At 40.9% G+C, this 14,646-nt stretch carries 20 protein-coding genes; 13 read left to right on the top strand and 7 right to left on the bottom strand.

Annotated features, from left to right (window positions below; all coding sequences use genetic code 11):
* Nucleotides 1-14 precede the first annotated feature (14 nt).
* Genes LCU_RS03760 through LCU_RS03750 form a run of 3 tightly spaced genes read left to right on the top strand, consistent with a single transcriptional unit; the run spans nt 15 to nt 1,572 of the window.
* Nucleotides 15-488 (top strand): phage holin family protein, encoded by a 474-nt coding sequence (locus LCU_RS03760; RefSeq protein WP_056966357.1) that lies wholly within the window; start codon nt 15-17, stop codon nt 486-488.
* Nucleotides 485-763 (top strand): phage holin family protein, encoded by a 279-nt coding sequence (locus LCU_RS03755; protein ID WP_056966358.1) that lies wholly within the window; start codon nt 485-487, stop codon nt 761-763. Before LCU_RS03760 ends, LCU_RS03755 begins: the two co-directional genes overlap by 4 nt.
* Nucleotides 763-1,572, top strand: coding sequence for an N-acetylmuramoyl-L-alanine amidase (locus LCU_RS03750; protein WP_081038319.1), 810 nt, complete (start codon nt 763-765; stop codon nt 1,570-1,572). Before LCU_RS03755 ends, LCU_RS03750 begins: the two co-directional genes overlap by 1 nt.
* Before the next feature lie 55 nt (nt 1,573-1,627).
* On the opposite strand, the gene LCU_RS03745 is transcribed toward LCU_RS03750, so the two are convergent.
* The 5 genes from LCU_RS03745 to LCU_RS03730 all read right to left on the bottom strand — a co-directional run bounded on the left by LCU_RS03745 (nt 1,628) and on the right by LCU_RS03730 (nt 3,842).
* On the bottom strand, nt 1,628-2,167 hold the full coding sequence (locus LCU_RS03745; RefSeq protein WP_128486097.1) for a helix-turn-helix transcriptional regulator: 540 nt from the start codon (nt 2,165-2,167) through the stop codon (nt 1,628-1,630).
* A 14-nt stretch (nt 2,168-2,181) separates the two neighbouring features.
* Entirely contained in the window at nt 2,182-2,616 is a 435-nt protein-coding gene (locus tag LCU_RS03740) for a hypothetical protein (RefSeq protein WP_128486096.1), read from the bottom strand.
* A gap of 121 nt (nt 2,617-2,737) precedes the next feature.
* Nucleotides 2,738-3,193 carry a hypothetical protein gene (locus tag LCU_RS03735; protein ID WP_056967185.1) on the bottom strand — a complete coding sequence of 152 codons (456 nt, stop codon included), beginning with the start codon at nt 3,191-3,193 and terminating at the stop codon, nt 2,738-2,740.
* A gap of 28 nt (nt 3,194-3,221) precedes the next feature.
* Nucleotides 3,222-3,395 carry a hypothetical protein gene (locus tag LCU_RS09910; protein WP_164905617.1) on the bottom strand — a complete coding sequence of 58 codons (174 nt, stop codon included), beginning with the start codon at nt 3,393-3,395 and terminating at the stop codon, nt 3,222-3,224.
* Nucleotides 3,396-3,638: 243 nt separating this feature from the next.
* Nucleotides 3,639-3,842, bottom strand: coding sequence for a hypothetical protein (locus tag LCU_RS03730; RefSeq protein WP_054644438.1), 204 nt, complete (start codon nt 3,840-3,842; stop codon nt 3,639-3,641).
* 310 nt (nt 3,843-4,152) lie between these two features.
* Here LCU_RS03730 and apf point away from each other — a divergent pair, with 310 nt between their 5' ends.
* The 4 genes from apf to LCU_RS03710 all read left to right on the top strand — a co-directional run bounded on the left by apf (nt 4,153) and on the right by LCU_RS03710 (nt 6,874).
* Nucleotides 4,153-4,770: an aggregation-promoting factor gene (gene apf / locus LCU_RS03725; RefSeq protein WP_054644439.1), complete on the top strand. Its 618-nt coding sequence runs from the start codon at nt 4,153-4,155 to the stop codon at nt 4,768-4,770.
* A gap of 107 nt (nt 4,771-4,877) precedes the next feature.
* Nucleotides 4,878-5,639: a flavodoxin family protein gene (locus LCU_RS03720; RefSeq protein ID WP_056965833.1), complete on the top strand. Its 762-nt coding sequence runs from the start codon at nt 4,878-4,880 to the stop codon at nt 5,637-5,639.
* 11 nt (nt 5,640-5,650) lie between these two features.
* On the top strand, nt 5,651-6,073 hold the full coding sequence (gene mgsA / locus LCU_RS03715) for a methylglyoxal synthase (RefSeq protein WP_004269993.1): 423 nt from the start codon (nt 5,651-5,653) through the stop codon (nt 6,071-6,073).
* A 105-nt stretch (nt 6,074-6,178) separates the two neighbouring features.
* Nucleotides 6,179-6,874, top strand: a complete 696-nt coding sequence (locus LCU_RS03710; RefSeq protein WP_223315678.1) for a YoaK family protein — start codon at nt 6,179-6,181, stop codon at nt 6,872-6,874.
* 171 nt (nt 6,875-7,045) lie between these two features.
* Here the strand turns inward: LCU_RS03710 and LCU_RS03700 are convergent, their stop codons facing one another.
* Both LCU_RS03700 and LCU_RS03695 read right to left on the bottom strand, forming a co-directional pair.
* Entirely contained in the window at nt 7,046-7,366 is a 321-nt protein-coding gene (locus LCU_RS03700) for a hypothetical protein (protein ID WP_004265400.1), read from the bottom strand.
* Nucleotides 7,367-7,389: 23 nt separating this feature from the next.
* Entirely contained in the window at nt 7,390-8,040 is a 651-nt protein-coding gene (locus LCU_RS03695; protein ID WP_235805381.1) for a CPBP family intramembrane glutamic endopeptidase, read from the bottom strand.
* A gap of 115 nt (nt 8,041-8,155) precedes the next feature.
* On the opposite strand from LCU_RS03695, the gene LCU_RS03690 reads away from it, so the two are divergent.
* The 6 genes from LCU_RS03690 to LCU_RS03665 all read left to right on the top strand — a co-directional run bounded on the left by LCU_RS03690 (nt 8,156) and on the right by LCU_RS03665 (nt 14,599).
* Entirely contained in the window at nt 8,156-9,214 is a 1,059-nt protein-coding gene (locus LCU_RS03690) for an ABC transporter permease (protein WP_056965834.1), read from the top strand.
* Between the two features lies 1 nt (nt 9,215).
* Nucleotides 9,216-9,875, top strand: coding sequence for an ABC transporter ATP-binding protein (locus LCU_RS03685; RefSeq protein ID WP_004269986.1), 660 nt, complete (start codon nt 9,216-9,218; stop codon nt 9,873-9,875).
* Nucleotides 9,876-9,958: 83 nt separating this feature from the next.
* Entirely contained in the window at nt 9,959-10,186 is a 228-nt protein-coding gene (locus LCU_RS03680; RefSeq protein ID WP_004269974.1) for a CsbD family protein, read from the top strand.
* Between the two features lie 146 nt (nt 10,187-10,332).
* Nucleotides 10,333-10,971, top strand: a complete 639-nt coding sequence (locus LCU_RS03675; protein ID WP_004270032.1) for a TetR/AcrR family transcriptional regulator — start codon at nt 10,333-10,335, stop codon at nt 10,969-10,971.
* A 20-nt stretch (nt 10,972-10,991) separates the two neighbouring features.
* Nucleotides 10,992-12,722 carry an ABC transporter ATP-binding protein gene (locus tag LCU_RS03670; RefSeq protein WP_056965836.1) on the top strand — a complete coding sequence of 577 codons (1,731 nt, stop codon included), beginning with the start codon at nt 10,992-10,994 and terminating at the stop codon, nt 12,720-12,722.
* A complete protein-coding gene (locus LCU_RS03665; RefSeq protein ID WP_056965838.1) occupies nt 12,722-14,599 on the top strand; it encodes an ABC transporter ATP-binding protein in 1,878 nt (625 codons plus the stop codon). The genes LCU_RS03670 and LCU_RS03665 overlap by 1 nt, the downstream gene beginning before the upstream one ends.
* The last annotated feature ends 47 nt before the right edge of the window (nt 14,600-14,646 follow it).

Genomic DNA, 14,646 nt, shown 5'->3' with positions numbered 1-14,646 from the left:
AGGAATAGCATGGTTTGCAAAGATTAATAGACAAAATGGTGAATGATCATAGTTTCTTGGTCGGTGTGTCCGTTGCAATCCCCACATGGGTGTTGAGTGATACGCCAACGATTGACCATGCTGTTATGATTGGAATTTTAATTCTGGTGTTCGTACTAGATTGGTTAACAGGTACGACTTTGGCTAGACAGTCGCCGGTAAAAAATAGAACGAGCCACGCCGGTATTGATGCTTTAATGCGAGACTTTATTATTGTAGTAATATGTGCATGCTCAATTTTTCTGGACTTTGTCTTCGAGACTGAGTCTTTTATTTTTGCCTTTTTTACGGGCGCGTTTATTTGGCAAAACTTTTATTCATTTTTAGGAAATATAGCTGCATTGGGCTGGTCGAAATACTTTCCGATGTGGCTATTTAACTTGGTTCAAGATGAAATGGTAGCAAAATTACACAAATATTTTCCACACGGAAAGGGTGACAAAAAATGATTGAAATTATTCAAGCAGCAATGGCAAGCGCTATTGCAATGGTGGCCGTATTAGTCGGCCTAGTAACATGGGGGATTAAACAAACAAAGATTGATAATCGGTGGCTTCCACTGATTGATATGGTAGTCGGCTTTATTATTGGAATTGCCGCGTTCTACGCAATGCCGGGTCAATTCGAAACATTATTAATCGCTGGACTTGGTGGCGCGATTGCTGGATTAGTAAGTGCCGGCGGCTATGATGCAATTAAATCTATTTTAGGAGGTTCAAAATAATGGCGAGACGTTTTAGCAATTTAATTACGGGCGAAAACCCAAATCCAATGTATGGAGGCAGTCGCAATGGTGTTGGTATTGATCGGATTGTTATCCATCACAACGCGACAACCAACAAGAATGTGGCTATGAGCACATGGTATACTAGTTCGGGCAATTGGACTTCGGCGCACTATGAAGTTACTCCAACCGAGATTATTGGTTGTGTTGAAGAAACATATGCAGCTTATCACTGTGGCGGTACAGGTGGTTCTGACGTACCTAAGATGAGCAATCCCAACGAACGTTCAATCGGGATTGAAAACGTCAATTCTACTGGCGCACCTAGTTGGTCAGTTGACCCTAGAACAGTGGCGAATACCGCTAAATTAGTACGTGATATCTGCGACTACTATGGTATTCCTTGTGACCGTCAGCACGTGTTAGCCCACAACGAAGTGACGTCTACGGCGTGTCCTGGCGGGTTAGACGTTAATGAAGTTGTACGCTTAGCTAATGGTGGTTCAGCATCGACGCCAACACAACCTGTAGCACCAGCTCCAAAGCCGGCAGCAAGCAATATTCCATCAGGATTTACACCCGAAAACGGCACATTCGTTAATGGTGACACCCGAATCATGAATCGTGTCGGCGCGCCAAGCACAAGCGCACAGCAAGGCGGTTATTTACCAGCTTATGGTGAATGGCCATACGATTCATGGGCAAAAGTTGGTAACTATACATGGATCCATCACGTATACAATGGCCAGCATATTTACTTGCCAGTACGTGAGTGGCCAAGTGGTAATGCGTGGGGAGCATTTAAATAAGCAACTAAATAAGCCTAACTCCTTAATTGGGGTTAGGCTTATTTTTTATGGCTTTTTAAGCAACGTTAATTTCATATTTTTGGGCTACTTTTAAAAGAGCGGGTTTAATTTCGGATGGTAATAAGTTTAAATTGTCCGTGTATTTGTCTGTAATTTCGTCCTTGTTTTGAAGGGTGATGCTCATGACAATGTCGTCATCGACAGATAAATCAAAGGTGGTTTTTTCGTCAAGTCTGTTAATTTTGATTAAATCTTCAAACGCTACGCATGCTTCTTCAAATTCATCGTATTCATATACCTCGTCGCTAAATAATGAGTCGTCGTCGTTCCAGATCGTTGTTAAAATTGTGAATGTGTGTTCTTCGTTGAATGCCATGCTTAATCCCTCCAATTTAATTAATTCGTTTAAAATGTCGCCAGGCGTTTTGCCTAGAATATCGGCAATAGCTCTAATCGCCTTAATGTTATTTTGTTCTGTAATATCGACTTTTGAGTTAATAATTGCTGCCACTGATGATGATGGTTTGTTCATTAATTTAGCGATCATGGCTTGTGTAATACGGTTATCTTTTAAGTAGTTGTCTAATAGTGTCATTTTGCGTTCTCCTTTTATTTTGAAAATCCAACATAGTTAATATCTGCGATTGTGTCAGTTAATTGTTTCTTAATTTTGAAATCAATTGTGTATACTTGGCCTTCTTGTAATTTAGAAGCAACAAAGCCATTCAATTTTGTTGACCATAAAAAAATATTGCCTTTAACATCTTCAAAGATGAATTCTGCTACACGGCCATAGAATGTATCACGGATGCTGTCTAAGCGTTTGAAAGTAACCGTTTTGCCCATGACATCTTTATCGCCGTCAAACTTACGTGAGCTTGAATTTAATGAGCTTTGAACGTCTGCGACTGCTTGTTTAGCGCTCTTCCAAGCACGTTTTAAACTATCTGATAAGTATTCAGCAGCATTACCGCCTAAACGTTTTGCTGATCCTTTAGCCATTTGCCAAGCTGTTTTGAATAGCTTTGATTTGTTGATTGTCATGATTAAAACTTCCTTCCCTTAACTTATGTACTAAGTATAACGTAATTACGTAATCTTGTCAACGTAATAACGTAAAAAAATACGTAATATTTTAATTAAATAAAAAAGCCCTCGAAAGGGCTCAGTCGTTTAAATCATTCAAAAGTGCATCAACTGCCGCTCGTCTCGCTTGAGCAGCTTCTTCAACAGTTGGGAAGGTGCCAATACGGTGTCGTTTACCTTTAACAGTAACTTCAGCGGCGTAGTGAATCGAGCCATCGCGGTATTTAACCACCTTTACCCCAGTTATACCAGTTGAGCTATCCGATCTAACCTTACGTTTCGAATCTAACAGGAAGGTGGCGACGCCTTTTTTCTTCTTATTCTGATATCCACGCCTTAATCCTGTGTGGTTTACATCGCGCTTTAAGTGCCCACAGCTCACAATAGCACCAGATTTAAGCTTGTTACTCGGAACAGTGGTTTGATTGCCACATGAACATTGACACAGCCACGCATCGTGGTTTCCAATATTGCCATCTCTGACGATTACTTTTAGTTCACCAAACTTTTGCCCAGTTAAATCTAAAGCGACCATCTTCATTCCTCCTTGATACCCAACTAGATTATAGCGTAAACTCGGGCAGTGTCTCCACTAAATCGAGTAACGTCTGAAACCAGATGCCAGCTAGTATTTCGTTTTGGAATTCTAATCCAAAATGTTCAGTTCCTACTATATTAATAGTTGAATTTTCTAGTTCAACAAAAAGACCAAGTTCTTCTATTCCGATTACTTGCATATTAATCACCTCGTATTAAGATACGTAAAAAGTGACGTTATTTTTGATTACGTTTTTGATTACGTAATCAGTAAATTATAGCCAATTGTAGCAAGTGCTTTTAACCTAAAAACCCCGGTTTACCAATATTGCTAACCATAACTAACTGTGGCAAATCATGTTTAAACAACCTATATACCCAATTAAGATAGAAAGAGCTGAGTAATCAGCTCTTTTTTTGTGGCTTTATATCGATAGGGCAGATTATTTGTAGTTCTCTGTCTCAAACATGATTTGGATCGCATAGCGATCCGCAATCTTAGCTAAAGCCCGTAAATTGAAGAACCAATAGTGTGCTAATAGCTTACTTTTGAAAATTAATGTTGTGTCCTGAGCACCAGAAATTTGAATCATTCGATCATCCAATGCGACGTTTAAATCTAAATCATTTAATTTTAAAACTTTCATTTTGATCACCTCGTCTTATTATTACGTTAAATAGGGCGGTTATTTTTGAAAGAGGGTTAATTAATTCAAAATAGCATATTTAGCATTTTTATGGACTGTAATCCTTGGTGTTATAACCTTTTAGGCCGATTACAAGTCAATTAAATTGTGGGCTTCATTACAAAGTTAGGTGAAATTGCCGTCATTTTGTTACGGATTTGTCATCAATTGTTATGGTTTTGATATTTACTAACGGATTTAAGATGGTATATTAGTCCCACGTTAAACAGATAGAAAAATCAATTTAAACAATAAGGAGTCCATTCAAAATATGAAATCTTTAAAAACTTTACTTTACAGTGCCGCTTTAACAACAGTCGCAACAACCGGGTTACTTTTCGTTAACCAATCACAAGCCAGTGCCGCAACAACTTATACCGTTGCAAATGGTGATACGCTTTCAACCATTGCGCAAAAATTCAATGGTAGTACCGAGCTTGTTAACCAAATCGCAACAACTAATAATATCGCTGATATTAATATGATCTTTGTTGGTGAACAATTAACAATTGATGCTGATCAAGTGGCACAAACACCAGCCCCTGTTGTAACTCAACAAGTAGCTGCACCTGTTCAAACACCAGCCCCTGTAGTTCAAGCACGACCTGCAGTTCAAGCTGCACCAGTACAACAAGCACCTGTAGCTGCACAAATAACAACTACAACTACAACGAGTTCATCTAAGGAATGGATTGCACAAAAAGAATCAGGCGGTTCATATTCAGCACGTAACGGTCAATTAATCGGCCGTTATCAATTATCAGCTTCATACTTAAATGGTGATTATTCAGCAGCTAACCAAGACCGCGTTGCAGATCAATATGTAACAAGTCGTTATGGTTCATGGGATGCCGCTAAGAGCTTCTGGTTAAGTAATGGTTGGTACTAAACTAAAATAATGACAACGTCTAGGCCATTGGTCTGGGCGTTTTTTTATGGTAAGTTAGTGATTGGAAGTGTAAACTGAAAGTAGTATAAAGAGTGAGGCTTGATCAGATGAAGATTTTAGGAGTGTTAGGCAGTCATCAACGAGATGGGGTCAATGGGCAACTTTTAGATGCCGTTTTAGCAGGTGTAAAACCGGAAGATGACGTTGAAGTGATCTTTTTAAATGATTATCAAATATTACCAGATGCTGGCAAAGCCAATCCGGTATTAGATGAACTGGAAGCTAAGTTATTGGCAGCCGATGTTTGGATACTGGCTGCGCCAACTTATTGGGGCGCAATGTCTGGTGTGATGAAGAACTTTTTGGATTGTATGCGGCAACGCTTAGTGCGCTTCAATCGGGCGGGCGATGCGTTACCGGATCGGTTCAAAGGCAAGAGCTACATCACAATCAGTAGTTGTTATGCCAGTCCAGCTGAGGAATTGGTTACTGGTGTGACTGACGGGACTTTTAGAACTTTTGATAAAGTCTTGGGGGCAGCTGGACTTTTAAAAATCCGGGAAATTGTCCAGACAAAAACGTATGGTTTAAAGACACTTTCAGCGCAGAAACAAGCGGAATGTCGCCAAGTCGGCGCAAGCATTCAATCTAAAGCAAAGAGGACGGATGATACAGTGAAACGATATATACAACTATTTTGCATGGTCGCCTGTGCAACCTTGATTACGATGTTACTGCAACAATTAGTGAACTTAGTGTTGCCAATTGGCCAGTTTTGGCTTAATTATGTGTCATTCGTTTTAATCTTCTTCATTCTATTGGCAAGTGTGTTACACTTTTTTACGGTGGTTAAACACCGCAGACATTAGGAGGGATTCAGATGAAAATTGCATTGATTGCACATGATCGTCAGAAACCAACGATTGTGAAACTGGCGACGGCTTATAAACCTATTTTGGCGCAACACGAATTATTTGCGACTGGAACGACTGGCCAAAAAATTATTGAAGCAACTGGCTTGCCGATTACACGGTTTAAGTCAGGTCCTTTAGGGGGCGATCAGCAAATTGGCGCGTTGATTTCAGAAAATAAGATGGACCTGGTAATCTTTTTGAGAGATCCATTGACTGCTCAACCTCACGAACCGGATGTGAATGCATTAATTCGATTATCTGACGTTTATGAAGTACCGTTGGCAACCAACGTCGGGACGGCTGAAGTATTGCTGCGCGGTTTGGACTTAGGACTAGTCGACTTTAGAAAAGTGGTCCATGGTCAAGATGTCAATTCAATTAATTTATAGTGTAGAGCGGATTGTACCTTATTTCGACTGTGAAATAGTGCAATCCGTTTTTTGATTTCAATTTTAATTTGCGTATAATAAGAGTATTGATTTGGAGGGATTGGGTTGCAAAAAGAAATAGGGTTTCATGATCGGCTAAGCACGGCGATGTTTTTAACGTTTCTTGGTGGCTTCTTAGATGCGTATTGTGTGATTTTACGTGGTGGCGTCTTTGCGAGTGCACAGACCGGTAATATCGTGTTCATCGGCTTAGACATCGCAACGAACCAGTGGGCACAACTTCCTGAAAAGATATTACCCATTATTTCATTTGGGTTTGGGGTTATTATTGTGCAACTGGCGAAGCGGCATTTTAACACTGGTGGGTTGAATGCTTGGCGGTTGTGGTTATTAGGGTTTCAAATTATTGCTTTAGTAGTAGTTGGTTTTTTATCAACCGCGATTCCCAACATGTTTGTGACACCGATTCTGTCGATGTCGATGGCCATGCAATTAGCGAGTTATTCAACGGTTAATGGCTATCCATATGCGAATGCTTTTACGACCGGCAATTATAAGAAATTAATCGAGAATACTTATCTATATTTAGCGACCAAAGAAAAAAACTACCAACAAAAAGCCCGGTACTTCGGGTTAATTGTTGGTAGCTTCTTCATTGGTACTATTAGCTCAGGGTTAATTGTTAAGTTAATCAATGTGCGCACTGCATGGGTAGCTGCGATTATGTTGACGGTGTTCTTCGGTTTTCAATTGTATTTTACAGAAGAAGTGATTGCTGAGACCAAACATATGCAACGTTAGCCGTAATAATAAACAATTAACATGGCAATGAAATATGCGCCGCAAACAGCAGTGCTAATCCAACTGGCAATCAGAATGATGGGATGCGCAATAAAGGCACGCATGACAAAGAGAAACAAGGTTAAAATAGCATACTTAATACAGCTGACCTTTAGCTGTTCAAAATGAGGCTTATTCAAAAGAAAGATCCACTAAATAAAGTTGACGGTCACTAAGATGGGCGGTAGTAATCCACACATCTTGGAAGCCGTCTTTTTGTTTTTCTTCGGTTTGTTGATAAAAAGTCGTCAATAAGTCATGGTGTTCTTTGACGTACTCGGGGTCAATCCGGTTAACGTGTAGCCGCATATCAGGGAACAGTTTCTCGGCATCTGGCAGATCGACTTGGTCACTAATGCCAAAGCGAATCACGTTCGCATATTGAAACGGTTCTAGAACCACTTCATCAGGATGTTCTTGGATGTAAGTTAAGATGGTTGTTAATGCAGACATAGTCATGCTTCCTTTCTAGTCGTTTAAAAAATCGTAAAGCCAGCAGTAATGTTATTCAACATGTGTAAGGCAATATTACTCTTAATATTATGGGTGCGATAGTAGACGATAGCCAGAATTAGTCCAAGCAGTGCTTTTGAAATGAAATAAATCGGATCAGTTGCGCCGTGCATCAATCCGAATAAGATAGCACTTAACCCGATTGAGATGATTGGTGTGCCTGGGAAAAACCAATTCATTAGGAACCCTCTGAAAAGTAATTCCTCCATAATCGGACCTAAGAATAGGGCGTATGGTAGCATGAAAATACCAATCGTCTGAAAGACTGAGGTTAGTGCATCAACATTGGCATTACCGGTAGCATGCATAAACGGGATCGTACCGTTATTGACAGCAACCATCGCGATAAAGCCAATCAACATTGTCCACCAAGTCTGTTTGGTGAAGGGTTGGTCATAACGCGTTGATTTAATTTTTTGGTAGTAATACCACATCAGGGCAGTAATGCCGATAGTCGTGATTAGAAAAAGCCAACCAAAGACTAAAATTAGATGGGTTGTCTGTTGAGCCTTAGGGAGCAATGTTAAGCCACTGACAATCATTAAAGGAACTTGTTGGATGATAATCAGAAGCAAAAAGGCAATCCCATGTTTGACGTGTTTGATAAGCGCCACCTCCGTGTGCTTATCATAGCATATTCCCGTGAATGAATAAAAGATTGAATGCGGATTGCTGTTCAAGGCGTGATGCTTTATGTTAGATTAAAACAGTTAAGAAAGGGGTGTTTGGATGTATTTAGCAATTAAAGAAATTAAACATGCTAAATTACGTTATTCGTTGATCATTTTTACGATTTTTCTAATTGCATATTTAATCTATTTTTTAACGGGGTTGGCATATGGACTAGCCAATAATAACCGTTCGGCAATTGATCAATGGCACGCCAAAGAAGTTGTTATTAGTCAGTATGCGAATAAAAACTTGGCAGCTTCTGAATTAGATGTTGATCAATTACCCTCTATTAAAGGTGCACAGAAAAATCATGTGCAACTTGCTCAGATGATGGGTGTTGTGAGTGGTTCAGGTTTAAGTAAGCAAAATACGAGTGTTTTTGGTATCGATTTTGATGCTTTTTTGAAGCCTAAGTTGCAAAAAGGACGGTATCCTAAAAAAGCAAATGAGATTGTGGTCGACGACGGCTTACAAGGAATTGCTTTAAACCAACAAATTAAATTGAATGGGCGTCAACAAAAGTACAAAATTGTTGGGATTACGACGAACCACCGCTATAATACGCAACCGGTGACTTATTTGCGGTTGACCGATTTTAGCCGAATGCGCTACGGCACTGATCAGATTACGCGCATTAATGCTTTAGTATTAAAGGGAAACGCGCGGATTAAGACAACGGATCAGCTGACCAAACTGACAATTCCAGAATTAATCGATAAGATTCCGGGGTATGGTCCACAGGTTAAGACGTTTGGTTTGATGATTGGCGCATTGCTAGTCATCGTCGCCTTTATCGTTGGGATTTTCATGTATATTATTACTATTGAAAAAACGGCCGTATACGGGGTGATGCGAGCACAAGGGATTTCAGGTGGCCAATTAGTTGGTAGTTTAATGTGGCAATCTGTATTCTTAGGGGTGATTGGGATTGGCCTTGGTTTGTTGTGTAACGCATTGACAACATTGGTATTACCAGCGGCGGTGCCGTATACAAATAATCCTTTACTAATTGGGGCCTTTTCTGCTGTTTTACTTGTGATGACAGTCATTGGTGCTTTATTCTCAATTTGGCGGATTCTGAAGATTGATCCGCTTGATGCGATTGGAGGGGCATAGGATGGCTTTAATGCGTTTAGAAAAAATCGTCAAAAAATTTGGCGCAGGTGACCAGCAAACCACGGCTTTAGATCAAATCGATTTAACGATTGAAAAGGGCCAGTTCATTGGTTTAACCGGACCATCCGGTTCGGGGAAGACGACCTTATTAACGATTATGGGTAGTTTACAAGGCCCAACGAGTGGGAAGCTCTTTTTTAAAGATCAAGAGATTAGTCAATTAAGCGAAAAACAGCGGTCTGCATTACGGTTTAACGATTTCGGCTTTATATTACAAAGTTCGAATCTGGTTCCATTTTTAACGGTTGAAGAACAATTCGAACTAGTCGATCGATTACGTGAAAAGCAAGCGCCACAATCAGCTGAACAACTATTAACCAATTTAGGTGTTTGGGATCAACGACGTCAGTACCCAACGAGCTTATCTGGTGGTCAGCGTCAACGAGTTGCGATTGCTCGGGCATTGTATGGTCAGCCAGATTTGATTTTTGCGGATGAACCAACCGCTAGTTTAGATAGTAAACGGGCCTTACAGGTTGCTGAGCAGCTGGCTAAAATCACGAAAGAGACAGGACAGACGATTGTGATGGTTTCCCATGATGAACGCGTCTTGGATTATACAGATCATCAATATGTGATGCGCGATGGTAAACTGACATAATGCGACTCATAATCATAAATTTTGACTAATGTTGGTTAGCTATCCTATCATATAGGTAGACCAATAAGAAGGAGTGATTTTGAATGACAGATAAAGAAAAGTTAGATGGCATGAAAGACCAAGTAACCGGTAAAGTACAAGAAACAGCCGGTAAGGTGACTGGTGATCGCGAAACTGAGGCCAAAGGTAAAGCAAAGGGCTTTATGGGTGAAGCTAAAGAAAAATTAGCGGATGCCAAAGACAAAGTTGCTGAAAAAGCCAATGACGTGATGGATGATATTAAAGAAAAAATGGACAAAGACGATAAATAGCGCCTTTTAAAGGGAACCGGCAGACGATAGCCTGCCGGTTCTTTTTTTGTGGATTTAATGCTTGCATGAGTGCCTAAGTTGGCGTATTATGACATTACGTCACAATTATGACGCTCTGTCATTAATTTTCAGAAAGGAGTATCGAAATGCCGAAGAAAACATTTTTTAGATTACCTGAGGAAAAGCAACAACGACTGATTCAAGCTGCGCATGCTGAGTTTTCACGGGTACCGTTTAATGAAGCATCTGTCAGCAACATTATTAAAACGGCGGAGATTCCGCGAGGCAGTTTTTATCAGTACTTTGAAGATAAGGCGGATATTTTTTTCTACGACCTTAGCTTATTACGCGACAGTTCAAAGCAGGATTTAGAAAAGAGTCTGTTGGCTGTTCATGGTGATCTATTCAAGGCAATTCGCCAATTCTTTGCTGAAATGGCAGAAGAGATTATTAATGGTGAAAATGCACAATTTTACAAGCACCTCTTCTTACATATGGATTATAAGAACCAGCGCAAGATGTCACCAGAATTAATGCATGCCAAACAAGTAGATGGGATGCGCTTTTTAGAAGAAAACGTCAATTACGACTTGCTCAAGATTAACGCAGATCAACCCGAAGCGCTTAGAATTTTATTTCATGAGTTGATGACGACGGTCTTTCAAAGTATTGCAGCGTATTATCTGCAACAAGAAAGTGACCATGCGATTACAATTGAACAGGTCCAAGAACGCTTCGAATTAGTATTAGGCTGGTTAGAAACAGGGGCCAGCAAACAAGGATAAGGAAAGAAGGGACACACAACATGCTTAAACTTGCAAAGAAAAGAATGTCAGGTTGGGCCGTCTTTGGTGCGGTTTTATTCATGACGATTCAGGTTGTCAGTAACCTTTATTTACCCAATTTAACCTCCGACATTGTCAATGACGGGATTGCTAAGGGGAATATTGATTATATCTGGCAAGCAGGCTTTAAAATGTTAGGTTTTTCATTAATTAGTATTATCGCGGCCGTCTGCAACGTTTATCTTGCGGCACGGACGTCACAAGGCTTAGGCCAAAAATTACGTTCAGATATCTACCGGAAGGTCATCAACTTCTCACACGATGAAATGGATCAAGTTGGGACGTCTTCACTAATTACGCGGACGACTAACGATGTGGTGCAGATTCAAAATGTGGCAATGATGTTCTTACGGATGATGATTATGGCACCTATCATGTTGATTGGCGCAAGTTTCTTAGCGTATCAAAAAGATGCGCAACTTACATCCATTTTCTTGGTTGTCTTACCAATCATGGCACTCTTCATTGGTGGGGTGATGTACTTCGCTGTGCCATTATTCAAGGCAATGCAGAAAAAGACAGACCGGATTAACTTAGTTTTCCGGGAAGGTTTAACCGGGGTTCGGGTCATTCGAGCATTCCGGCGCGACAAGTTCGAACAAGAACGTTTTGATGAAGCTAATACTGACTACACGCAAAATGCGAAGAAAGTTTATAGTATTATGTCAGTGATGTTCCCAGCCATGACGTTAATCATGAGTGGGACTAACATTGCGATTACTTGGATGGGTGGACACTTAATCGCCAATCAAGCAATGCAAGTCGGGAATTTATTAGCGTTCGTGACTTATGCGATGCAAATCCTCATGAGTTTCATGATGCTTTCAATGGTCTTCGTCTTTATCCCGCGGGCGCAAGCTTCAGCAGTGCGGATTAATGAAGTGCTTGATTTACACACGCCGATTGAAGATCCAGCGACGCCTAAAACGTTTGGTGATCAACCAGCAAGCTTGGCTTTCAACCAGGTCAACTTCCGTTATCAAAATGCGGAACACTTAGCGCTTGAAAACGTTGATTTCCAAATGACAGCGGGCCAAACAGTCGCCGTGATTGGAGGCACTGGCTCAGGGAAGACCACGTTAGTCAACTTGATTCCTCGTTTTTACGATGTTGAAACGGGTGAAGTGACAGTCAAAGGGTTAAACGTGAAAGATGTGACCCTCCATGACATTCACCAACAAGTTGCATTTGTCCCTCAAAAAGCGAACTTATTTACCGGGACGATTCGGGAAAATATGCAATATGGGAATCCGAATGCGACCGATGATGAAATCTGGCACGCACTTGAAATTGCACAATCTAAAGATTTCGTCAGCGAACTTGAAGGTGGCTTAGATAGTCACGTTGAACAAGGTGGGGGCAACTTCTCTGGTGGTCAACGTCAACGGCTTGCCATCGCACGGGCGTTGGTTAAAAAAGCGGCTGTTTATGTCTTTGATGATTCTTTCTCAGCGTTGGACTTTAAGACGGATGCCTTATTACGGAAAGCCTTAAAAGAAGATGCTGAAATTCAAAAGAGTGTCGTTGTGATTGTTGGTCAACGGGTATCAACCGTTGCCGATGCCGACACCATCTTGGTCTTGGATGAAGGCCAGCTGGTCGGTAAAGGCTCACATGCTGAATTGAAGGCTAATAACGCCACATATCAAGAAATTATTAACTCACAAATCAGAGAGGGGGATGAAGACTAATGGCTGAAAAAACAACAACCAATCGACCCCAAGGTGGACATGGCCCAGGCCGTGGCATGGGTGGTGTCGTTGAAAAACCGAAGAATTTTTGGGGCACAACCAAACGATTATTAACCTACATGTCTAGCCGGTTAATCGGATTAGTGATTGTGTTAGCCTTAGCAATCATCTCCGTTATTTTCCAAATTAGAACACCAAAAGTATTAGGACAAGCAACGACCGAAATCTTCAAGGGTGTTATGAAGGGCAATGCCATGCAAAAAGCGGGCATGCCGATGAATGGCTTACCAATTGATTTCGATAAGATTCAACACATTATTATGACGGTGATTTTGATGTACTTAGCATCAGCGGTTTTCAGTTTCTTACAACAATTCATCATGACGCGGATTTCCCAACAAACCGTCTATGAATTACGGAAAGAATTAAAAGACAAGATGCAACGGGTACCGATTAATTACTACGACACACACTCAAACGGCGATATCATGAGTCGTGCGATTAATGATATGGACAACATTGCAAGTACCTTGCAACAAAGTTTAACGCAAATGGTAACCAGTGCTGTGACATTTATTGGCGTTATGTGGATGATGCTCTCGATTAGTTGGCAATTGACTTTAATTGCCTTAGTCACGATTCCACTCAGTTTAGTCGTCGTCGGGATTGTCGCACCGAAATCACAGAAATTCTTCGCAGCGCAACAAAAAAGTTTGGGGTTGTTGAACAACCAAATTGAAGAAAATTTCTCTGGTCAAGTGGTCTTAAAGACCTTCAACCGCGAACAAGTCACAATTGATGCCTTTGAAGAACAAAATGCATTACTCTATAAAGCAGCTTGGAAGGCACAATTTATTTCTGGGGTCATCATGCCGTTAATGACGTTCGTCAATAACATTGGTTACGTCTTCGTAGCAATTGTTGGGGGGATTCGTGTTTCTCACGGCCAAGTTACTTTAGGGGATATGCAAGCGTTCATGCAATATACGCAACAATTCTCACAACCAATCACGCAATTGGCCAACTTAGCGAATACAATCCAATCAACGATTGCCTCAGCTGAACGGGTCTTTGAAGTCTTAGATGAAGATGACATGAGTGACGACCCATCAGAAGTGCCAGCGATTGTTGATGACCAAAATCTACTTGAATTAGAACATGTCGAATTCGGTTATCAAGGTAAAGATATCTTGATGAAGGATTACAACTTGCAAGTCAAACCAGGTCAAATGATTGCGATTGTCGGCCCAACAGGTGCTGGTAAAACAACCATCATTAACTTGTTGGAACGCTTCTACGACGTGAGTGGCGGTTCAATCAAGCTTAAAGGTGTCGATACGCGCGATATGACTCGGGAACAATTACGGCGTCACTTCGCGATGGTTTTACAAGATACTTGGTTATTTACTGGAACGATTTGGGATAATTTGAAATATGGGAACGCTGATGCTTCAGATGAAGCCATTTTAGCAGCCGCCAAAGCAGCGCACGTTGACGGTTTTGTCCGTCAATTACCTGATGGCTATGAGACGGTCTTGAATGAAGAAGCTTCGAATATCTCCCAAGGTCAACGCCAATTATTGACGATTGCGCGGGCCTTTGTTGCCGATCCAGAGATTTTGATCTTGGATGAAGCAACCAGTTCAGTGGATACACGGACTGAAATTCATATTCAACACGCCATGGAACGCTTGTTGCAAAATCGGACCAGTTTCGTGGTTGCCCATCGTTTATCGACGATTCGCGATGCCGATAACATCATCGTGATGAATCACGGTTCGATTATTGAAACCGGGACCCATGATAGTTTGATGGCACAAGATGGTTTCTACGCTGACTTGTACAATAGTCAATTCTCAGGCAACGTTAAAATTTAATCATGAATGACGCAAATAAGGCCGCAGATAAAATCTGCGGCCTTATT

Origin of the sequence: Latilactobacillus curvatus JCM 1096 = DSM 20019 (assembly GCF_004101845.1) — a bacterium.
Classification (GTDB): Bacteria; Bacillota; Bacilli; order Lactobacillales; family Lactobacillaceae; genus Latilactobacillus; species Latilactobacillus curvatus.
Note: the sequence above shows the minus strand (reverse complement) of the source record. Positions and strands in the feature narration are given on the sequence as shown.